The sequence below is a fragment of the Streptomyces sp. NPDC045431 genome, assembly GCF_040646655.1.
Taxonomy (GTDB): Bacteria; Actinomycetota; Actinomycetes; order Streptomycetales; family Streptomycetaceae; genus Streptomyces.
Genome location: NZ_JBEZAQ010000010.1, coordinates 13,182 through 32,982, shown reverse-complemented (window position 1 = coordinate 32,982; position 19,801 = coordinate 13,182). Strand labels below are relative to the sequence as shown.

Sequence of the window (19,801 nt, the reverse complement as noted above, 5' to 3'; positions counted from 1 at the left end):
AGCCATTCCATCGAGTGACGGCTGAGCCATCCGGATGACGCCTGCCGACACCCCAACTAGGGTGCCGCGCAGGCGTTCCGGCACTTGGCCCACCGACATTGCGATGTCAGTGGGGGGTGCCACAGTGGGGGAGTGAGCAACGCCACCGCAGGGCAGTCCGCCGCAGGGCAGGAGGGGGTGACGTACGGCCATGTCCATGTCCGATGCCGGAATGGGTGAGGAGCGGGGTGCGCGGGCCGCGCGCGCCCGTGCCCTCGCCGTGCTGCGCCTCCGCGGTCGCGCCGTGGCCGTCGCGCTGCTGCCCGCGGCCCTCGCGGTCGTCCTGTGGGCCGGGAGCGCCACCGGACACCTGGCCGCCGGCGGCTGGGACGCGGTGCGCTGGGTCGTGACGGCCGTCGCCGTGGTCGTGCTGCTCGCGGCCGTGGCCGTCGGCGCCGTGATCACCCGGGCCCGGCCCGCGCTGAGTCCGACGGTGGAGATCGCGGAGGAGTCGGCGCCCGATCTGTACCGGCTCGTCGAGGACCTGGCCGGGCGGCTGGAGGTGCCCGTGCCCTCCGCGATAGCGCTGACCCCCGACTGCGACAGCTGGCTCGAGGACCGTACGCACCGGGCGCACGGCATACCCGGCGCCCACCGTCAGGGCACGGCGCCCGTCCTCGTCATCGGCTCGCCCTTCCTGTGGTGGATGCGCGTGGCCGAGCTGCGGGCGGTGCTGGCGCCGGTGGTGGCCGGTACGGGACCGTCCGCGCACCCCGACATAGCCGCGGCGCGCCGTTTCGTGCGCGGCCTGGACGCGGCCGTCGCGGTCGCGGGCCGGCCGGGGCTCGATCCGGTACGGAGGGCGGGGGCGCGGTTCGTCGGGGCGGTCGCCCGGCTGCTGCTGCGGGGGTGCCAGGCGCATGTCGTGGAGATGGAGCGGGGTGTCGCGTCCGCCGCGTCCGAGCGTGCACAGGCGGTGGACTACGGTCTGCGGATCGTCGCCCAGGAGCAGGTCGGGCTCGCCTACGCGGGCTGGGACCGGCTGCTGACGCGGGTCGCGCTGCCCGCGTGGCGCATGGGCCGCTGGCCGTGCCGGCTGGACGCGGGCGTGGTCTCCGCGCTCACCGAGCTGTCGCGGCGCGACCGGCTCGCCGAGGGGTTCGCCTCCCGGCTGGGCGAGCGGCCCGCGTGCGACCTGCTGGAGGAGCCGGGGCTCGTCGACGAGGCCGCCTCGCTGCTCGCCGCCCGCCTCTTCCACGGCGGTCCCGCGATGGCGGGCCCCGACTGGGCCCCGGTGGACTGGCAGCAGTACCCGGACGAGGTCGTCGACCGCAAGTGGCGCACCGAGGCGGCCCGCCTGCACCGCGCCCTGGACGGCCTGGGCGTCCGCCGCGGGGCCACCGAGCCCTCGCTGGAGCGCGTCCTCGACCACCTCACGGCCCCGCAGGCCGCCGACCCCCTGGCGGAGGCCATCACCGCGGCCCTCGCCGCCGAGGAGGCCGCCCCCCGGCCACCCGGGCCCGCGACTGAGGCCGCGCCTGTGGCTGAGCCCGCGCCCGCGCCCGCGCCTGCCGCTGCGGCCGCGTGGCCGGATGCCGCCGGTGTTGCCGGCGTGGATCCACCGGCCCCTTCCCCGGTGGCCGATCCCGAGGGCCCCGCTCCCGAGGGCCCCGCTCCCGAGGCCGTGGCTGCCTGGCCGGATCCCGCCGGTGCTGCAGGTGCTGCAGGTGCTGCCGGTGCTGCCGGTGCTGCCGGTGCCGCCGGTGCTGCAGGTACCACAGGCGCCGCCGGGTCGTCCGGTGCCGCGGCGGACGCCGACCCCGAGGCTCCGACCCCGCGCGGTCCCGAGGCATCGGACGCGCCCGCGCCCGCGGCCTCCCCCGCGCCCCCTCCGGGATCCGCACCGCCCGCCTCCGCCTCGGCCTCCGCCTCGGCCTCCGCCTCGGCCTCCGCCTCGGCCTCCGCCTCGGCCTCCGCCTCGGCCTCCGCCTCGGCCTCCGCCTCGGCCTCCGCCGAGCTCGTGCTCGGCTGGCCGACGGCCGACGGCGAACAGCTGCCGCTGCTCCCGCTCCAGCCGCCCCGCAGCGGGCGGGAGCTGCTCGTCGATCACGTCACGGCCATGGTCTGCTGCGCCGCCGTCGACACGGCGGGTGCCGCGCCCGGTCTCGACTGGCTGGACGGCCCCGCCCTGCTCGTCGACGGCAAGCGGCGCGCCGACCTCGCCGGGCCGGTCCTCACGCTCGTGGAGGACGCCGACCCCGAGCCCCTGCGCGCCTGGCTCGCCGCCGTGGGCGTACGCCCGGAGAAGCCCGTCCGCCTCGCCTGACGGCTTCCACCCCGCTCTCACCGCCTCACAGCGGCGCCCGGATCACCCCCGTAAGACCGGAATGCCGCGCTCCGTTCCCGCCAATTAACGACGAACGGTGACGGACTGCGTGCGTTATGTGATGTGCTGGGGACCGGCACTGACAGTCACCGCACGAGCGGTGCACGAATCGATCATCGGACCGCGGGGGACTCAAGGGAGGGGCGCACCATGGGGGCGGAACAGATCCGGCGGTGGGAATCGGGAGCGGCCGCCCACGCCGTGACCGATCCGTTCGGTCAGGGCCCGCTGCCCTGGCTCCGCGGCAGCGAGCAGTACATCGGAGACACCGGCCAGGTCGTCCCCTGGTACGCCGACCCCGCCCTCGCGCGCGGCGGCCACGGCGGACCGCGCTCCGCCGACGACGTACACCGCCAGATCAAGGGCTTCGCCTCCACCGGCGCCGTCGCACCCGGCGAGGCGATCGACTTCCACATCACCGTGGATCCGCCCCAGCCGTTCTCGGTCGACATCTATCGCATCGGTCACTACGCCGGGGACGGCGCCTCGAAGATCGCCACCAGCCCGCGCCTGCCCGGCATCGTCCAGCCCGATCCGCTCACCGCCGACCGCACGGTCTCCTGCCACCACTGGTGGCTCTCCTGGCGCCTCCAGGTGCCGTCGTACTGGTCGATCGGCGCGTACGTCGCCGTCCTGACCACCGTCGACGGCCGCTACCGCTCCCACATCCCCTTCACGGTCCGCGACCAGCACCCCGCCGACCTGCTCCTGCTCCTCCCCGACATCACCTGGCAGGCGTACAACCTCTACCCCGAGGACGGCCGCACGGGCGCCAGCCTCTACCACGCCTGGGACGAGGACGGCCGCCTGCTCGGCGAGGAGGACGCGGCGACGACCGTCTCCTTCGACCGCCCGTACGCCGGGGCCGGCCTCCCGCTCCACGTCGGCCACGCCTACGACTTCATCCGCTGGGCCGAGCGGTACGGCTACGACCTCGCCTACGCCGACGCCCGCGACCTGCACGCCGGCCGCGTCGACCCGACCCGCTACCGGGGCCTGGTCTTCCCGGGCCACGACGAGTACTGGTCGGTCCCCATGCGCCGTACCGTCGAGTCCGCGCGCGACCACGGCACCTCGCTCGTCTTCCTCTCCGCCAACACCATGTACTGGCAGGTCGAGCTCGGCCCCTCGCCCTCAGGCGTCCCCGACCGCCTCCTCGCCTGCCGAAAACGCCGCGGCCCGGGCAAACCGGCCCTCTGGCGCGAGGTGGACCGCCCCGAGCAGCAGCTCCTCGGCATCCAGTACGCGGGCCACGTGCCCGAGCCCCACCCCATGGTCGTGCGCAACGCCGACCACTGGCTCTGGGAGGCCACCGGCGCGGGCGAGGGCGACGAGCTGCCGGGCCTGGTCGCCGGCGAGGCCGACCGCTACTTCCCGCGCACCGCCCTCCCCGAGCACCAGCGCCGCATCCTGCTCGCCCACTCCCCGTACCGGGACCGCGAGGGCTCCCTGCGCCACCAGGAGACCTCCCTCTACCGCGCCCCCTCCGGCGCCCTCGTCTTCGCCTCGGGCACCTTCGCCTGGTCACCGGCCCTGGACCGCCCGGGTCATGTCGACCTCCGCATCCAGCGCGCCACGGCCAACCTCCTGGACCGGATCTGCAAACGGGACTAAACAGCCCCCTGAAAGCCCCTTGAACCCCCTGGCCGAGGCCGGCGCCTCCGCATGCGGGACAATCGGAGCGTTGGGACAGAACCACGGGGAGGAACCGTGTCCGGATTCGTCGAAAAGCCCGAACCAGTCGAGGTCCCGGGCCTGGTACATCTGCACACCGGCAAGGTGCGCGACCTGTACCAGAACGAGGCGGGCGACCTCGTCATGGTCGCCAGCGACCGCATCTCCGCGTACGACTGGGTACTCCCCACCGAGATCCCGGACAAGGGCCGCGTCCTCACCCAGCTGTCGCTGTGGTGGTTCGACCAGCTCGCCGACCTGATCCCGAACCATGTGCTGTCGACCGAGCTCCCGGCCGGCGCCCCCGCCGACTGGGCGGGCCGCACCCTCGTCTGCACGTCCCTGCGCATGATCCCCGTCGAGTGCGTGGCCCGCGGCTACCTCACCGGCTCGGGCCTCACCGAGTACGTCGAGAGCCGCACGGTCTGCGGCCTCGCGCTCCCCGAGGGCCTCACCGACGGCTCCGAACTCCCCGCGCCGATCTTCACGCCCGCCACCAAGGCGGCCGTCGGCGACCACGACGAGAACGTGTCGTACGAGGAGGTCGCCCGGCAGGTCGGCGCGGAGACGGCCGCCCAGCTGCGCCAGACGACGCTCGCCGTCTACTCCCGCGCCCGCGACATCGCCCGCGACCGGGGCATCATCCTCGCCGACACCAAGTTCGAGTTCGGCCACGACGGGAACGGCGGCCTGGTCCTCGCCGACGAGGTCCTGACCCCGGACTCCTCCCGCTTCTGGCCCGCCGACTCCTGGGAGCCGGGTCACGCCCAGCCCTCGTACGACAAGCAGTACGTACGGGACTGGCTGACCTCCCCGGCCTCCGGCTGGGACCGCACGAGCGAGCGCCCGCCCCCCGCCCTCCCGGGAGAGGTCGTGGCGGCGACGCGCGGCAAGTACATCGAGGCGTACGAGCGGCTGACCGGCACCACCTGGGCGTGAGCGCGCCGGGCGTGCGTACGCGAAAGCCCCCGGCCGACCGGCCGGGGGCTTTCGTTCTGGAGCGGACGACGAGGCTCGAACTCGCGACCTCAACCTTGGCAAGGTTGCGCTCTACCAACTGAGCTACGTCCGCATGCGCTGTCGCGCGGAACCACTATACCCAACCTCGCTCGCGTGCGAGACGCACCGCCGTATGACGGTTCTCGGCCCCCAGCTTCGAGGCGGCGGAGGAGAGGTAGTTCCGTACGGTCCCCGGTGACAGCGACGCCCGCTCCGCGATCTCCGCGACCGGCGCCCCGTCCGCCGCGAGCTCCAGTACCTCGGCCTCGCGCGCGGTCAGCGGCGAGTCCCCGGCGGAGATCGCGTCGGCCGCCAACTCCGGGTCCACGTACCGGTTCCCGGCGTGGACGGTACGGATGATCTCGGCGAGCCGCTGGGCGCTGACGGTCTTCGGCACGAAGCCGCGTACGCCCGCCGCGAGCGCCCGCTTCAGGTGCCCCGGGCGGCCGTGGCTCGTCACGATCATGGTCCGGCAGGCCGGGAGCTCGGTGCGCAGCGATGTGGCGACCTTCACACCGTCGGCGCCCGGCATCTGGAGGTCCAGCACCGCCACGTCGGGCCGGTGGGCCAGCGCCATGGCGAGCGCCTCGGGGCCGGACGCCGCCTCGGCGACCACCACGAGATCGTCCTCCAGGCCGAGCAGCGCGGCCAGCGCGCCGCGTATCAGGTGCTCGTCATCGGCGAGCAGCACGCGCACGGGCGTCACGGTCACCGTCCCTCCTTCCCGGCGGCGACCCCCGCCGCCGCACCGGCGCCCGCGTCCCCCGCGTCCGCGACCGCAGGCACCCGGGCCGTCACCCGGAACCGGCCGTCCCGCACCCAGCCGGCGTCCAGCGTGCCGTCCAGTGCCGCGAGCCGCTCCCGGAGCCCCGCCAGGCCCGAGCCGGCCGCCGGGCCGGCACCCGGAATGGCCCCCGGCCCCGTCCCCGCCCCGTCGTTCTCGACCACCAGCACCGCGCACCCCTCCTCCGCGCGCACCACCACCGTGCAGTGGCGCGCGTCCCCGTGCCGCAGCACGTTCGTCGTGGCCTCCCGTACGACCCACGCCAGCGCCGACTGCGCCCGCGCCGGAAGTACCGGAAGCGCCGTCTCCGCCGCTTCGACCCGGCACACGATGCCGGCCGCCACCAACACGCTCCGCGCGCCGTCCAGTTCGGTGTGCAGGTCCGCCTCGCGGTAACCGCGCACCACGTCCCGCACCTCGCGCTGGGAGTCCTGCGCGATCCGCTGGACCTCCGCCATCTGCTCCACCGCGTGCTCGGTCACGCCCCGCCGCGCCAACTGCACCGCCAGCTCGCTCTTGAGCGCGATCACCGCCAGGTTGCGCCCCATCACGTCGTGCAGGTCCCGCCCGAAGCGCACCCGCTCCTCCGCCACCGCCAGCCGGGCCTGGAGCTCACGCGCCGCGTCGAGCTCCCACACCGCGCGCAGCAGCCACCCCGAGAAGCCGCTGGTGAAGGCCAGCAGCAGCCCCCCGATCGCGCTCCCGACCGAGAAGCCGACGACGTCCGGGAGCGGCATCCCGAGCGCGTACGCGACGAGTCCGGCGCCGACGGCGGCCGCCAGCACCAGGTACAGCATGTTCCGGACCTTCGTCAGCCCCAGCACCACGCCGCCGATGCCGAAGCCCAGCATCCCCACCACCAGATAGGCGGCGGCCCCCATGTCGTCCAGCGCGCCGAACCGCCGCAGCGCCAACCCACCCGCGGCGAGCAGGCACGACGCCACCCCGTGCGCCACCATCAGCCGGTACGGGCGCGCCCGCCGCCCCACGGTCCAGTCGAAGGCCCGCGAGGCGAGCACCCCGCCCAGTGCGGAATGCCCGCACACCAGCAGGAACAGCCACCCGCCCAGCGGCTGCGGCGCCCCGCCCAGCACCCCCAGCCCGATCGAGAACACCTCGATCACCGCGAAGGTGTGGTACGACCAACGGGTGTAGAGCTCGACCTTCTCCGGATTGCTGCGCCGACTCCACCACCCCGTCAGCTTCATGTCTTCTCGCCCCCTCAGCGACGCGGCTCCCAGCGGAACCACCGCCGCACAGCAAACACCGAGACGGCGATCCAGACCAGCGCGGTGGCGGCCGCACCGGTCAGCTCGCCCGCGTCGCCGCCGCCCAGCCACCCGGCGCGTACGAGCGTCATCACGCCGGTCAGCGGCAGCAGTTCGCACACCGAGGCCACGTTCTCCGGGAAGACCTCCAGCGGCAGGAAGAGCCCGGACCCGATCGACGTCACCACGAACAGCGGCATCGTCGTGATCTGCGCGCTCTCCACGGTCCTGGTGAACCCGGCCGTCGCCGCCGCCAGCCCCGTCAGCAGCACCACCCCCAACACCGTGCCGAGCACCAGCAGATCGGGCCGCTGCGGGGCCCGTACGTCGAGGAACGCCGCCCCGGCCGCCACCATCAGCGCGCACTGCGCCACCGCGAGCACCGCCGCCGGCAGCGCGGTCCCGGCCAGGATCTCCCGGTCCGACGCCTCGCCCGTACGCAGCCGCTTGAGCACCAGTTCCTCGCGCCGCGCCACGTACGCCGAGACGAGGTTCAGATACACGACGAGCAGCAGCGCCATCACGATGCCACCGCTCAGCGAGGCTTCGAGCGCGCTCATGCCGGTCTTCTCCAGGCCGACCTGGTCGAGCGAGCTGCGCATGAAGCCGACCATGAGCAGCGGCATGCCGAGCGCGACGAAGAGGGCGTACCGGTTGCGTACGAGGAGGGTCAGCTCGGCGCGGCCCAGCGCGCCCATGCGATCGGTCATCGTGGTCATGTCACGCACCTACCTTTTCCGCGGAAGCGACGCCGTGGGAGGCGTCCTGCGTGGCGTTCTGGGAAGCGATCTCGAGGAAGGCCTCTTCGAGCGAGGCCGACCGGGCGTCCAATCCCTCCAGCCGTACGTCGTGCTCCCGCGCCCACAGCAGCAGTTCGCCGAGCGCGTCCTGCAAGGCATGCGTCCGGATCTCGACGCGGCGCCCGTCGGCGGCCGCGAGCAGGGACAGCGGCAGCCGCCCGGCGGGCACGCCGTGGGGCAGGACGAAGCGGATGCGGGCCGGGCGGGAGGCGGTGACCTCCGCCGGGGTGCCGGCCGTCACGATCCGCCCCTGGTGCAGGATCGCCAGCCGGTCCGCCAGCGTCTCCGCCTCCTCCAGGTAGTGCGTGGTCAGCAGCACGGTCGTGCCGTCCTCGCGCAGCGCCCGCACCAACTCCCAGGTGTCGCGGCGCCCTTCGGCGTCGAGCCCGGTCGTCGGCTCGTCCAGGAACAGCACCTCGGGCCGCCCGAGCAGCGCCAGCGCCAGGTCGAGCCGCCGCCGCTCACCGCCCGACAGCTGCTTGACGCGTACGCGGGAGCGGGCGGACAGGCCCACCATCTCCAGCGCCTCCCCGGCCGGCCGGGCCCCACTGGTGCAGCCCGACCACATCCGTACGGTCTCGGCGACCGTCAGGTCGGAGGGGAAGCCGCCTTCCTGGAGCATCATGCCGATCCGGGGCCGTACGGCGGGCCGTTCGCGGTACGGGTCGTGGCCGAGGACCCGCACCCGGCCGCCGCTCGGGGCGGCGAGGCCCTCCAGCAGCTCGACGGTGGAGGTCTTGCCGGCGCCGTTCGTTCCGAGCAGGGCGAAGATCTCGCCGCGCGCCACGGAGAAGGTGATCCCCTTCACCGCCTCGAAGCCGCCGGCGTACCGGCGTTGGAGGTCCGCCGCCTCAATCACGTGGGTGGTCATGCCTCAAGGCTGTCGCCGCCAAGCGCGCGCGGTCAGGCCGCGCTGTCACCGGTCCTCGATGACAAATGTCATCGGGCCGCCCCTTGGGCCGATACACGCCGAAGGCCCCGGTCGTGATGACCGGGGCCTTCGTACTCTGAGCGGACGACGAGATTCGAACTCGCGACCCTCACCTTGGCAAGGTGATGCTCTACCAACTGAGCCACGTCCGCAGTGCTCCCGACCGGCTTTCACCGGGCGGTGCGAACACCACTGTACCTGATCCACCGAAGTGGTTGGTAAGCGATGTAGAGCGGGTGACAGGAATCGCACACTGCGCCTTCCCCCTGGAAGGGGGATGTTCTACTACTGAACTACACCCGCACGCTCCGTGAGGTGGGGCCTTTTTCCGGCCTCGCCCCTCGGCGTGATCCAGACTCTAGCGGATCACCCGGGGTGTCGCGCAAGTCGAAGATCGTCGGGCGGTCTCAGCTCGCCTCGCGGAAGGCCTCGTACACCCGCTTGGGGATGCGGCCCCGGGCCGGCACGTCCATCTTGTGGGCCTGCGCCCAGGCGCGTACCGCCGCCGGGTCGGGCTCGAGGGAGGTGTGCGTGTACGAGGCCGCGCGTGCGGTCCGCGCCTTGCCCGCGCCCGAGCCCCCGCCCGCACCGGCCCCGCCTCCGCCCGAGCGCTTGCGGCCGGCCGCCACGTACGGGGCGAGTGCCTTGCGCAGTTTCTTTGCGTTGGCTGCATTGAGGTCGATCTCGTACGTCTTACCGTCGAGGCCGAACATGACCGTTTCCGCCGCTTCGCCTCCGTCGATGTCGTCGAAGAGCGTGACCACTACGCGTTGAGCCACGGATATCGGTCCTTTCCTGCGGTATCGCCGCCCTGACGTGCGGAGATACCGACTTTACGGCTGTTGAGAGGCAATGCCGCTTTCCTCTGGTTTCCTTTGTACAGCGAAAGTCGTCACATTGTGAAGCCCAGCCAATTGCATCAGCGTGTTGGCCGCAATGCCGTGGGCGTTTCTTTTCCGGGATTTTTCCGCGCTGATGTGTCGGCGTTGTGAGGGTGGTGCGGGGTGTGCCGGAGTGGCGCGCTTGTAGGGTCCTCCAGACTTCTACCCGCGTAGAATTTGGAGACAGGTACGCTGAGGGAACCGCCCACGCAACACACCACCGGGAGTGCCAGTGGCACGCGTCGTAGTCGACGTCATGCTCAAGCCGGAGATCCTCGACCCGCAGGGACAGGCGGTGCAGCGTGCACTGCCCCGCCTCGGATTCGACGGGATCGCCGACGTCCGCCAGGGAAAGCGCTTCGAGCTCGAAGTGGAGGGGCCGGTCGACGACGCCGCCCTCGCCCGCATCCACGAGATGGCCGAAACCTTCCTCGCCAACACCGTCATCGAGGACTTCGTCGTAAAGGTGGAGTCGTGACCACTCGTATTGGAGTCGTCACGTTCCCCGGCACGCTCGACGACCGGGACGCGCTGCGCGCCGCCCGGCTCGCGGGCGCCGAGCCCGTTTCGCTCTGGCACCGCGACAAGGACCTCAAGCAGGTCGACGCGGTCGTTCTCGCGGGCGGCTTCAGTTACGGCGACTATCTGCGCGCCGGTGCCATCTCGCGGTTCTCGCCGGTGATGGAGACGATCATCGAGCAGGCGAAGGCCGGTATGCCGGTCCTGGGAATCTGCAACGGCTTCCAGATCCTCACCGAGTCGCATCTGCTGCCGGGCGCGATGCTGCGCAACAACCACCTGCACTTCATCTGCCGCGACCAGAAGCTGCGGGTGGAGAACGCCGGGACGGCCTGGACCAGCGACTACACCGAGGGCCAGGAGATCTCCGTACCCCTCAAGAACATCGACGGCCGGTACGTCGCCGACGAGCGTGTGCTGGACGAGCTGGAGGCGGAGGGCCGGGTCGCCTTCCGCTACCTGGACGGCAACCCCAACGGCTCGCTGCGCGACATCGCCGGCATCACCAACGCCGCCGGGAACGTCGTGGGCCTCATGCCGCACCCCGAGCACGCCGTCGAGCCGCTGGTCGGTACGGGCCGTACCGACGGCCTCGGTTTCTTCACCTCGATCCTCAAGAAGTTGGTCAGCGCCTCATGACCCTCGACACCGTCAAGCACGCCGGTGAGACCCCGGACGTCGAGCAGCCGTGGGCCGAGCTCGGCCTGAAGCAGGACGAGTACGAGCGCATCCGCGAGATCCTCGGGCGGCGGCCGACCGGCGCCGAGCTCGCCATGTACTCCGTCATGTGGTCCGAGCACTGCTCGTACAAGAGCAGCAAGGTGCACCTGAAGCAGTTCGGCGAGAAGGCCCCCGAGGCTGATACACCGGGAGGGGGCGCCCTGCTCGTCGGCATCGGCGAGAACGCCGGCGTCGTGGACGTCGGCCAGGGCTACGCCGTGACCTTCAAGGTCGAGTCGCACAACCACCCCTCGTACATCGAGCCCTACCAGGGCGCGGCCACCGGCGTCGGCGGCATCGTCCGCGACATCCTCGCCATGGGCGCCCGCCCGGTCGCGGTCGTCGACCCGCTGCGGTTCGGCGCGGCCGACCACCCCGACACCAAGCGCGTCCTGCCGGGCGTCGTCGCGGGCATCGGCGGCTACGGCAACTGCCTGGGCCTGCCGAACATCGGCGGCGAGGTCGTCTTCGACTCCTGCTACCAGGGCAACCCGCTGGTCAACGCCGGCTGCATCGGCGTGATGAAGCACGAGGACATCCACCTCGCGAAGGCGTCCGGCCCGGGCAACAAGGTCATCCTGTACGGCGCCCGGACCGGCGGCGACGGCATCGGCGGCGTGTCCGTGCTGGCCTCGGAGACCTTCGACGACACGAAGCCGACGAAGCGGCCGGCGGTCCAGGTCGGCGACCCGTTCCAGGAGAAGCTCCTGATCGAGTGCACCCTTGAGATCTTCAAGGAGAAGCTCGTCGCGGGCATCCAGGACCTCGGTGGCGCGGGTCTGTCCTGTGCGACCAGCGAGCTCGCCTCCGCCGGCACCGGCGGCATGCGCGTCGAGCTGGACACCGTGCCGCTGCGCGACTCCTCGCTCTCCCCCGAGGAGATCCTGATGAGCGAGTCGCAGGAGCGGATGTGCGCGATCGTCGAGCCGCAGCACGTCGACCGGTTCATGGAGATCTGCGAGAAGTGGGACGTCATCGCCACCGTCATCGGTGAGGTGACGGACGGCGAGCGGCTGGAGATCTTCTGGCACGGCGAGCAGATCGTCGACGTGCCGCCGCGCACGGTCGCGCACGAGGGCCCGGTCTACCACCGGCCGTACGCCCGCCCGGAGTGGCAGGACGCGCTCCAGGCCGACGACGCGAACAAGCTGCCCCGGCCGTCCTCCGCCGAGGAACTGCGCGAGCAGGTCCTCAAGCTGGTCGCGCACCCGAACCAGGCCTCCAAGGCGTGGGTCACCGACCAGTACGACCGCTTCGTGCAGGGCAACACCGTCCTCGCGCAGCCGGAGGACTCCGGCATGATCCGCATCGACGAGGAGACCAACCTCGGCGTCGCGATCGCCACGGACGGCAACGGCCGGTACGCCAAGCTCGACCCGTACACGGGCGCCCAGCTGGCGCTGGCGGAGGCGTACCGGAACGTCGCGGCCTCCGGTGCCAAGCCGCTCGCCATCTCCGACTGCCTGAACTTCGGTTCGCCGGAGGACCCGGGCGTCATGTGGCAGTTCGCCGAGGCCACGCGCGGTCTGGCGGACGGCTGCCTGCAGCTCGGTACGCCGGTGACCGGCGGCAACGTCTCCCTCTACAACCAGACCGGTGACGTGGCCATCCACCCGACCCCCGTGGTCGCGGTGCTCGGCGTGATCGACGACGTCACGCGGCGCACGCCGATCGCCTTCGCGGAGGAGGGCCAGCTCCTCTACCTGCTGGGCGACACGCGTGAGGAGTTCGGCGGCTCGGCGTGGTCCGAGGTCGTGCACGGGCACCTGGGCGGTCTGCCGCCGGCCGTGGACCTGGACCGGGAGAAGCTGCTGGGCGAGATCCTGATCTCGGCCTCCCGCGACGGCATGATCGACGCGGCGCACGACCTCTCCGACGGCGGTCTGATCCAGGCGGTCGTCGAGTCCTGCCTGCGGGGTGGCACCGGGGCGCGGCTGATCGTCCCGGACGGCCTGGACGCGTTCACATTTCTCTTCAGCGAGTCGGCCGGCCGTGCGGTTGTGGCCGTCCCGCGCAGCGAGGAGCTCCGCTTCACCGACATGTGCGGCGCGCGTGGCCTGCCCGCGACCCGCATCGGTGTGGTGGACGGCGACGAGGTCGACGTCCAGGGCGAGTTCAGCATCCCGCTGAGCGAGCTGCGCACGGCGCACGAGGCGACGATCCCGGGCCTGCTGGCCTGACGTTCGTCTGCGACGGGAGCCCCCGCCGGACCCGAGAAGGGTTCGGCGGGGGCTTCGTCGTTCACCCGGGTTCCGCGGGCTTCCGGGGACTGCCGCGGGCTTCCGCGGGCCGCCGGTGGCGTTCACTCGCCAACACACTTGCACGGCATTACGTAATTACGTAAGAATGGACGGCATGGAGCTGGAGGAACGCCTCACCGCGCTCGAACGGCGGCTCGCCGCCCTCGAGCAGATCGACCCGCACATCGACCCGCCGTCACCACGACCGCCGCACGAGAGCGACTTCTGGGCCCTGGAGGGGCTCAAGGCGCAGCTCGCGGAGGCGGACGCGCCCGATGGCGGGGTGCTGTTCACCGGTGCCATACGGCTGCCGACGGGGGAGCAGTACGAGTGGCAGGACGGCGCCCTGACCGAGCGCCAGATGGAGGAGGACTGGACGGAGGTGGCGGAGTCCTTCGCGGCGCTCGGCCATCCGATACGGCTCCGGCTGCTGCGCGAGATCGTCGGGGGCCGGCGCACCGCCGCCGAGCTGGCCCTTTTGGAGGAGATCGGCACGACCGGCCAGATCTACCACCACCTGCGCCAACTCACGGGCGCCGGCTGGCTGCACACCGCCGGACGCGGCCGTTACGAGGTCCCGGCGGGCCGCGTGGTGCCGCTGCTGGTGGCGCTCGCCGCGGCGCGACCGTAAGCGACCGACCCATCGACCATCGGGGGAACAACCAATGTCCGCACCCACCCGCAGGCGGGGTGTGCTGCTCGCGCGCCTGCTGTGGTTCGTCTTCATCGTCCAGGCCGTCGTCTCGGTCTGGGTGCAGCCTCCGTACGACGCCCGGCTGGGCTGGCTGCCGGCCGTCGCGGCCATCGCCCTCCAGGTCGCGCTGCACCGCGCGGAGAGCCGCCGTATCGCGACCGAGGGCCGGGAGGCGGTCGCCGTCGAGCCGCCCGTGACCGGCACCTGGAGGGCACTGAACAGCCCCGCCGACCGGGTTCCCAGCCACGGCACCCACCACCTCGGCCAGTCGCACGCCATCGACATCGTCGCCGAGTCGGAGCAGCGCCCCCGCCCGGGGTTCGCCTGGCTGTGGCCGATAGCCCGGCCCAGCGGTGACTTCCCGGCCTTCGGGGCGCCGCTCCTCGCGGTGGCCGACGGGACGGTGGTGTACGCGGAGGACGGCCAGCGCGACCACCTGAGCCGCAACTCCCTGCCCGGGTTCCTCTACTTCATGGTGATCGAGGGCCTGTTCCGCTGGCTGGGCGGACCCCGCCGGATCCTGGGCAACCACCTGCTGCTGGACCTCGGTGACGGTACGTACGCGACCTACGCACACCTGCGGCGCGGCTCACTCGCGGTCCGCGCGGGCGACCGGGTCACCGCGGGGCAGGTCATCGCCCAGTGCGGGAACTCCGGCAACTCCACCGAGCCGCACCTCCACTTCCAGCTCACGGACGGTCCCGTCGCGCACACCGCGCGCGGTGTGCCGTTCACCTGGCGGGGCGTGGGCGTGCCGAAGAACGGCGAGGTCTTCACCGTCACCGCCGACGTCCCGGCCCTGCGGTCACAGCCCTGAACACCCACCCGTGAACACCCACCCCCGAACACACGCCCTGAACTAACCTCGGCCCATGCCAACTGCCAAGAAGCGCACCCGTGGTTACGACTCCGCCAAGACCCGCGCGGCCGTACTCGCGCAGTTCGGTCACGTACGGGACGCGGTCCTCACCCTCACGCCCGAGCAGCTCGCCCAGCCGACCCGGCTCGGGGAGTGGACGGTGCGGGAGCTCGCCGCGCACATCAGCATGGGGCTCGGCTCCATCATCCGGGGCGTGGCGGCGCCGGAGCCGGCGAGCCGGGACCTGGAGCTGATGGAGTGGGCGCCGGCCACCCGGAAGTACGCCGAGGACGTCGACGCGGCCGCGCGCGAGATCGCCGGCACGGCGGCGGTCGACCCGGCCGGGCTCGCCGCGCTGTACGACGAGGCCGGGCGGCAGTTCGCGGACGCGCTGGCGGCGGCCTCGGACGAGCGGCTGATCGAGACGCGGTTCGGCGGGGTGCGCCTCGGGGACTTCCTGGTGACCCGCACCGTCGAGCTGGTGGTCCACACCGACGACCTCAACGACGCCACCGGACTCACCGTCCCGTTCGACCGCCAGGCCCTGGCCGCCTGCACCCGGCTGCTCGCCGACGCGCTCGCGGTGAAGGCCCCGGGCGGTTCGGTGGAGGTGCGGGTGCCCCCGTACGCGGTGGTGCAGTGCGTCGAGGGCCCCCGGCACACGCGGGGCACCCCGCCGAACGTCGTGGAGACCGACCCGCTGACCTGGATCCGCCTGGCCACGGGCCGTACGAGCTGGCAGGAGGCCCTCTCCGCCGCCCAGGTGCGGGCCAGCGGCGAGCGCGCGGACCTGGCGGCCCTGCTGCCGATCCTCGGCTGATCGGGAGCCGCGGCGGAACCGGTCGGCGGCCTGGACCGTCCCAGAGGCATGCCGACCACGCACAAGCACCACCTCACCGCGACAGCCGCGCTCGTCGCGCTCCTCGCCCTCACCGCCTGCGGCACCGAACCGGGGTCCGGCGCGGGCGACGGCGGCGGCTCCAAGCGTCCGGACGTGCCGGTCACCGGCGTGACCTGGGCCGTCGACAGCGTCACCGTCGACGGCCGCAAGCACACCGCCCCGGCCCGGGCGCACGTCCAGGTCGACGCCAAGGGCAAGGTCACGGGCAACTACGGCTGCAACCACTTCAACGCCAAGGCCGACATCGACGGCGACCACATCACCATCAGCGATGCGGGCATGACGGAGATGGCCTGCTCCGGCGACGTCCAGCGCTTCGAGGACGCCCTGCGGGCCGCGCTCGACGGCAGGCTCAAGGCCACGCTGGACGGCGGCCGGCTGACCCTCACCACCGCCCAGGGCGACTCCGTCCTGCTCAGCGAACAGCGCCCGGCGCCGCTCACCGGCACCACCTGGACCGTCGAGTCGCTCACCTCGGACGGGACGGCCACCTCGCTGCCCGCCGGCGCCGAGGGCAAGGCCCGTTTCGTGCTCGCCGAGGACGGCGGGAAGGACGGCGGCGCGAGCCAGGGCAAGGTGCGCGGCAAGGAGGGTTCCATCCGGGGCAACCTGGGCTGCAACAGCTTCAGCGCCACCGTCACCACCGAGGGCTCGGCGATCACTTTCGGCCGCGTGACCTCCACCCGGAAGCTGTGCCCCGGACCCGCGATGGACGTTGAGCGCGCCCTGCTCAAGGTGCTGGAGGGGACGGCCACCTACACGATCGACCACCGCACCCTGACCCTCACCGGCCCCGACGGCACCGGCTTCGCCGCCCGGGCGAGCGAGAAGTAGCTCCGAGGCCACTGCGAGGTCCGTCACACCCCCTGCACCGCGCCATCCGGCAAAGCCCGCTGGTCAGCGCGGTGGCCGGTGAAAGCACGGGCTCCGCTTCGGCTCGGCGGCCCGTTCCCCAATTCGGACCAGTGGTCGATCTCGCCTACACTCGGTGGCGTGCCACGTGGTGACGGTCGACTCAATCACGATCTGCTTCCCGGCGAAAAAGGCCCCCAGGACGCTTGTGGCGTCTTCGGTGTCTGGGCTCCGGGTGAAGAGGTCGCAAAGCTCACGTACTTCGGGCTCTACGCCCTCCAGCATCGGGGCCAGGAATCCGCGGGAATCGCGGTCAGCAACGGCTCCCAGATCCTCGTCTTCAAGGACATGGGCCTGGTCTCCCAGGTCTTCGACGAGACCTCCCTCGGCTCCCTCCAGGGCCACATCGCGGTCGGACACGCCCGCTACTCGACCACCGGCGCCTCCGTGTGGGAGAACGCGCAGCCGACCTTCCGGGCCACCGCCCACGGCTCCATCGCGCTCGGCCACAACGGCAACCTGGTGAACACGGCGCAGCTCGCCGAGATGGTCGCCGACCTCCCCAAGATGGACGGCCGCGCCACGCAGGTGGCCGCCACCAACGACACCGACCTCGTCACCGCGCTCCTCGCGGGCCAGGTCGACGACGACGGCAAGCCGCTGACCGTCGAGGAAGCCGCCGCCAAGGTGCTTCCCCAGGTCCGGGGAGCCTTCTCGCTCGTCTTCATGGACGAGGGCACCCTCTACGCCGCCCGTGACCCGCAGGGCATCCGTCCGCTGGTCCTCGGCCGCCTGGAGCGCGGCTGGGTCGTCGCCTCCGAGTCCGCCGCCCTCGACATCTGCGGCGCCGCGTACGTCCGCGAGGTCGAGCCGGGCGAGATGATCGCCATCGACGAGAACGGCATCCGCACCTCGCGATTCGCAGAAGCGAAGCCCAAGGGCTGTGTCTTCGAGTACGTCTACCTGGCGCGCCCCGACACCGACATCGCCGGCCGGAACGTCTACCTCTCCCGCGTGGAGATGGGCCGGCGTCTCGCCAAGGAAGCCCCGGTCGACGCCGACCTGGTCATAGCGACCCCGGAGTCCGGCACCCCCGCCGCCATCGGGTACGCGGAGGCCAGCGGCATTCCCTTCGGCGCGGGCCTGGTCAAGAACGCGTACGTCGGCCGGACCTTCATCCAGCCCTCCCAGACCATCCGCCAGCTGGGCATCCGCCTGAAGCTGAACCCCCTGAAGGAAGTCATCAAGGGCAAGCGCCTCGTGGTCGTCGACGACTCGATCGTCCGCGGCAACACCCAGCGCGCACTCGTCCGGATGCTCCGCGAGGCGGGCGCCGCCGAGGTCCACATCCGGATCTCGTCGCCGCCGGTGAAGTGGCCCTGCTTCTTCGGCATCGACTTCGCCACCCGCGCGGAGCTGATCGCCAACGGCATGTCGGTCGAGGAGATCGGCACGTCGCTGGGGGCCGACTCCCTCTCGTACATCTCCATCGACGCCATGATCGAGGCCACCACCATCCCGAAGCAGAAGCTCTGCCGCGCCTGCTTCGACGGTGAGTACCCGATGGAGCTGCCCGATCCCGAGCTGCTCGGCAAGCAGCTGCTGGAGACCGAGCTGGCCGCCGGCCCCGCCGCCACGGCCGCGGCCGATGCGCTCCGCCGCCCGTAACAGCACCCCGCAATCCCTGCAGTACGACACGAAAGCTCTCACAGTCATGTCTGAGACTGAGACCACCGGTGCCAGCTACGCAGCCGCGGGCGTCGACATCGAAGCGGGCGACCGCGCCGTCGAGCTGATGAAGGAGTGGGTGAAGAAGACGCAGCGCCCCGAGGTACTCGGCGGCCTCGGCGGCTTCGCCGGCCTCTTCGACGCATCCGCCCTCAAGCGCTACGAGCGTCCGCTCCTCGCCTCCGCCACCGACGGCGTCGGTACCAAGGTCGACATCGCCCGCCAGATGGGCGTGTACGACACGATCGGCCACGACCTGGTCGCGATGGTCATGGACGACATCGTCGTCTGCGGCGCCGAGCCGCTGTTCATGACCGACTACATCTGCGTCGGCAAGGTCCACCCCGAGCGGGTCGCCGCCATCGTCAAGGGCATCGCCGAAGGCTGCGTCCTCGCCGGCTGCGCCCTGGTCGGCGGCGAGACCGCCGAGCACCCCGGCCTGCTGGGCCCGGACGACTTCGACGTCGCCGGCGCCGGTACGGGCGTGGTCGAGGCGGACCGGCTGCTCGGCCCCGATCGCATCCGTACGGGTGACGCCGTCATCGCCATGGCGTCCTCCGGCCTTCACTCCAACGGGTACTCGCTCGTGCGCCATGTGCTCTTCGACCGCGCGGGCATGAGCCTGGACCAGCGGGTCGAGGAGATCGGCCGGACGCTCGGCGAGGAGCTGCTGGAGCCCACCAAGATCTACTCGCTGGACTGTCTGGCGCTCACCCGGACGACCGAGGTGCACGCCTTCAGCCACATCACCGGTGGCGGTCTCGCCGCCAACCTGGCCCGGGTGATCCCGGACGCGCTGCGCGCCACGGTCGACCGTTCGACCTGGACGCCGGACGCGATCTTCGACCTGGTCGGCAAGGCCGGGCAGGTGGAGCGGCTGGAGCTGGAGAAGACCCTGAACATGGGCGTCGGCATGATGGCCGTCGTCCCCGCCGACTCCGTCGATGTGGCGCTGACCACCCTGGCGGACCGGGGCGTCGACGCCTGGGTCGCCGGCGAGATCACCGAGCGCGGTGACCACACGACCGGTGCCGAGCTGGTCGGGGAGTACGCCACGGCCTAGCGGCCGCCGCCCCGGCGGACGCGAACGGCGGCTCCCGCACCCCGTGCCCGGAGCCGCCGGTCAGCCAAGGCGTCTCAGACCGCGGACAGCACAGAACCCGGTCCGGGGCAGGGCCCCGGACCGGGTGAAAAGAGTGCAGGCGTCAAGCGCCGCGACGCTGGGACGACGGACCGGACTCCTCGTCCTCGTCCTCGTCGTCGTTGTACAACTCCGCGTAGCGGGCGTACGGGTCGTCTTCCTCGTCGTCGTCCTCGAACGGCTCGCCGTTCGGTGGCTGACTCGAAGATGCGCCCAGCTCGCTGGCCAGGCGTGCGAGGTCCGTCCCACCGCTGTTGTACTTCAGCTGGCGGGCGACCTTCGTCTGCTTGGCCTTGGCCCGGCCGCGCCCCATGGCTCGACCCCCTCGGTGACGGGGCTCGACGGCCCCAGAGTCTTGACACGCGTTCATGATTCGGAACGGGCTCTCCGTGGAGAGACCGGCCCGTAGGGCTTCAACGGTACCTGCTTCCGCCGCCATACGGTA

Annotated in this window: 18 protein-coding genes and 3 tRNA genes; 12 read left to right on the top strand and 9 right to left on the bottom strand. The window is 72.1% G+C overall.

Features of this window, described 5'->3' with window-relative positions; translation table 11 throughout:
- The first annotated feature begins 196 nt into the window (after positions 1–196).
- From AB0A69_RS21020 to AB0A69_RS21010, 3 genes are all read left to right on the top strand, one after another.
- Positions 197–2,305 carry a hypothetical protein gene (locus AB0A69_RS21020; protein ID WP_361423884.1) on the top strand — a complete coding sequence of 703 codons (2,109 nt, stop codon included), beginning with the start codon at positions 197–199 and terminating at the stop codon, positions 2,303–2,305.
- Between the two features lie 210 nt (positions 2,306–2,515).
- Positions 2,516–3,979, top strand: a complete 1,464-nt coding sequence (locus tag AB0A69_RS21015) for a N,N-dimethylformamidase beta subunit family domain-containing protein (RefSeq protein ID WP_361423881.1) — start codon at positions 2,516–2,518, stop codon at positions 3,977–3,979.
- A gap of 96 nt (positions 3,980–4,075) precedes the next feature.
- Complete coding sequence (locus tag AB0A69_RS21010; protein WP_361423878.1) at positions 4,076–4,978, top strand: phosphoribosylaminoimidazolesuccinocarboxamide synthase; 903 nt, start codon at positions 4,076–4,078, stop codon at positions 4,976–4,978.
- Positions 4,979–5,035: 57 nt separating this feature from the next.
- Here AB0A69_RS21010 and AB0A69_RS21005 read toward each other — a convergent pair.
- The 8 genes from AB0A69_RS21005 to AB0A69_RS20970 form a co-directional block, all read right to left on the bottom strand.
- Positions 5,036–5,111 (bottom strand) — tRNA-Gly (locus tag AB0A69_RS21005).
- A 21-nt stretch (positions 5,112–5,132) separates the two neighbouring features.
- Complete coding sequence (locus tag AB0A69_RS21000; RefSeq protein ID WP_361424320.1) at positions 5,133–5,744, bottom strand: response regulator transcription factor; 612 nt, start codon at positions 5,742–5,744, stop codon at positions 5,133–5,135.
- 2 nt (positions 5,745–5,746) lie between these two features.
- Positions 5,747–7,030 (bottom strand): sensor histidine kinase, encoded by a 1,284-nt coding sequence (locus AB0A69_RS20995; protein WP_361423875.1) that lies wholly within the window; start codon positions 7,028–7,030, stop codon positions 5,747–5,749.
- Positions 7,031–7,044: 14 nt separating this feature from the next.
- The gene (locus AB0A69_RS20990) at positions 7,045–7,809 is read right to left on the bottom strand and encodes an ABC transporter permease (RefSeq protein ID WP_361423872.1); all 765 of its coding nucleotides are present in this window, start codon (positions 7,807–7,809) and stop codon (positions 7,045–7,047) included.
- 1 nt (position 7,810) lies between these two features.
- Positions 7,811–8,761, bottom strand: a complete 951-nt coding sequence (locus tag AB0A69_RS20985; protein ID WP_361423869.1) for an ABC transporter ATP-binding protein — start codon at positions 8,759–8,761, stop codon at positions 7,811–7,813.
- A gap of 139 nt (positions 8,762–8,900) precedes the next feature.
- A tRNA-Gly gene (locus AB0A69_RS20980) sits at positions 8,901–8,973 on the bottom strand.
- A gap of 79 nt (positions 8,974–9,052) precedes the next feature.
- Positions 9,053–9,124, bottom strand: a tRNA-Gly gene (locus tag AB0A69_RS20975).
- A gap of 104 nt (positions 9,125–9,228) precedes the next feature.
- Entirely contained in the window at positions 9,229–9,600 is a 372-nt protein-coding gene (locus tag AB0A69_RS20970) for an Lsr2 family protein (protein WP_361423866.1), read from the bottom strand.
- Between the two features lie 334 nt (positions 9,601–9,934).
- Between AB0A69_RS20970 and purS the strand changes: the two genes are divergently transcribed.
- The 9 genes from purS (at position 9,935) to purM (ending at position 19,278) form a co-directional block, all read left to right on the top strand.
- On the top strand, positions 9,935–10,180 hold the full coding sequence (gene purS / locus AB0A69_RS20965) for a phosphoribosylformylglycinamidine synthase subunit PurS (RefSeq protein ID WP_215092426.1): 246 nt from the start codon (positions 9,935–9,937) through the stop codon (positions 10,178–10,180).
- The gene (gene purQ, locus AB0A69_RS20960; protein ID WP_361423862.1) at positions 10,177–10,860 is read left to right on the top strand and encodes a phosphoribosylformylglycinamidine synthase subunit PurQ; all 684 of its coding nucleotides are present in this window, start codon (positions 10,177–10,179) and stop codon (positions 10,858–10,860) included. Before purS ends, purQ begins: the two co-directional genes overlap by 4 nt.
- Positions 10,857–13,121, top strand: a complete 2,265-nt coding sequence (gene purL, locus AB0A69_RS20955) for a phosphoribosylformylglycinamidine synthase subunit PurL (RefSeq protein ID WP_361423859.1) — start codon at positions 10,857–10,859, stop codon at positions 13,119–13,121. The genes purQ and purL overlap by 4 nt, the downstream gene beginning before the upstream one ends.
- A gap of 175 nt (positions 13,122–13,296) precedes the next feature.
- Entirely contained in the window at positions 13,297–13,812 is a 516-nt protein-coding gene (locus tag AB0A69_RS20950; RefSeq protein ID WP_361423856.1) for a winged helix-turn-helix domain-containing protein, read from the top strand.
- 34 nt (positions 13,813–13,846) lie between these two features.
- A complete protein-coding gene (locus AB0A69_RS20945; protein WP_361423853.1) occupies positions 13,847–14,692 on the top strand; it encodes a M23 family metallopeptidase in 846 nt (281 codons plus the stop codon).
- Positions 14,693–14,747: 55 nt separating this feature from the next.
- The gene (locus tag AB0A69_RS20940; protein WP_361423850.1) at positions 14,748–15,554 is read left to right on the top strand and encodes a sterol carrier family protein; all 807 of its coding nucleotides are present in this window, start codon (positions 14,748–14,750) and stop codon (positions 15,552–15,554) included.
- A gap of 48 nt (positions 15,555–15,602) precedes the next feature.
- Positions 15,603–16,469: an META domain-containing protein gene (locus AB0A69_RS20935; protein ID WP_361423847.1), complete on the top strand. Its 867-nt coding sequence runs from the start codon at positions 15,603–15,605 to the stop codon at positions 16,467–16,469.
- Between the two features lie 159 nt (positions 16,470–16,628).
- Positions 16,629–18,155, top strand: coding sequence for an amidophosphoribosyltransferase (purF, locus tag AB0A69_RS20930; protein WP_361423844.1), 1,527 nt, complete (start codon positions 16,629–16,631; stop codon positions 18,153–18,155).
- A gap of 46 nt (positions 18,156–18,201) precedes the next feature.
- Positions 18,202–19,278, top strand: coding sequence for a phosphoribosylformylglycinamidine cyclo-ligase (purM, locus tag AB0A69_RS20925; RefSeq protein WP_361423841.1), 1,077 nt, complete (start codon positions 18,202–18,204; stop codon positions 19,276–19,278).
- 142 nt (positions 19,279–19,420) lie between these two features.
- Here the strand turns inward: purM and AB0A69_RS20920 are convergent, their stop codons facing one another.
- A complete protein-coding gene (locus tag AB0A69_RS20920) occupies positions 19,421–19,669 on the bottom strand; it encodes a DUF3073 domain-containing protein (RefSeq protein WP_361423838.1) in 249 nt (82 codons plus the stop codon).
- Positions 19,670–19,801: the final 132 nt, after the last annotated feature.

Bases quoted from the DNA above. Each gene is read 5' to 3' on its own strand.
- AB0A69_RS21020 (WP_361423884.1), top strand. From the start codon at position 197: ATGTCCGATGCCGGAATGGGTGAGGAGCGGGGTGCGCGGGCCGCGCGC.
- AB0A69_RS21015 (WP_361423881.1), top strand. From the start codon at position 2,516: ATGGGGGCGGAACAGATCCGGCGGTGGGAATCGGGAGCGGCCGCCCAC.
- AB0A69_RS20995 (WP_361423875.1), bottom strand. From the start codon at position 7,030: ATGAAGCTGACGGGGTGGTGGAGTCGGCGCAGCAATCCGGAGAAGGTC.
- AB0A69_RS20990 (WP_361423872.1), bottom strand. From the start codon at position 7,809: ATGACCACGATGACCGATCGCATGGGCGCGCTGGGCCGCGCCGAGCTG.
- AB0A69_RS20985 (WP_361423869.1), bottom strand. From the start codon at position 8,761: ATGACCACCCACGTGATTGAGGCGGCGGACCTCCAACGCCGGTACGCC.
- purL (WP_361423859.1), top strand. From the start codon at position 10,857: ATGACCCTCGACACCGTCAAGCACGCCGGTGAGACCCCGGACGTCGAG.
- AB0A69_RS20950 (WP_361423856.1), top strand. From the start codon at position 13,297: ATGGAGCTGGAGGAACGCCTCACCGCGCTCGAACGGCGGCTCGCCGCC.
- AB0A69_RS20945 (WP_361423853.1), top strand. From the start codon at position 13,847: ATGTCCGCACCCACCCGCAGGCGGGGTGTGCTGCTCGCGCGCCTGCTG.
- AB0A69_RS20940 (WP_361423850.1), top strand. From the start codon at position 14,748: ATGCCAACTGCCAAGAAGCGCACCCGTGGTTACGACTCCGCCAAGACC.
- AB0A69_RS20935 (WP_361423847.1), top strand. From the start codon at position 15,603: ATGCCGACCACGCACAAGCACCACCTCACCGCGACAGCCGCGCTCGTC.
- purM (WP_361423841.1), top strand. From the start codon at position 18,202: ATGTCTGAGACTGAGACCACCGGTGCCAGCTACGCAGCCGCGGGCGTC.
- AB0A69_RS20920 (WP_361423838.1), bottom strand. From the start codon at position 19,669: ATGGGGCGCGGCCGGGCCAAGGCCAAGCAGACGAAGGTCGCCCGCCAG.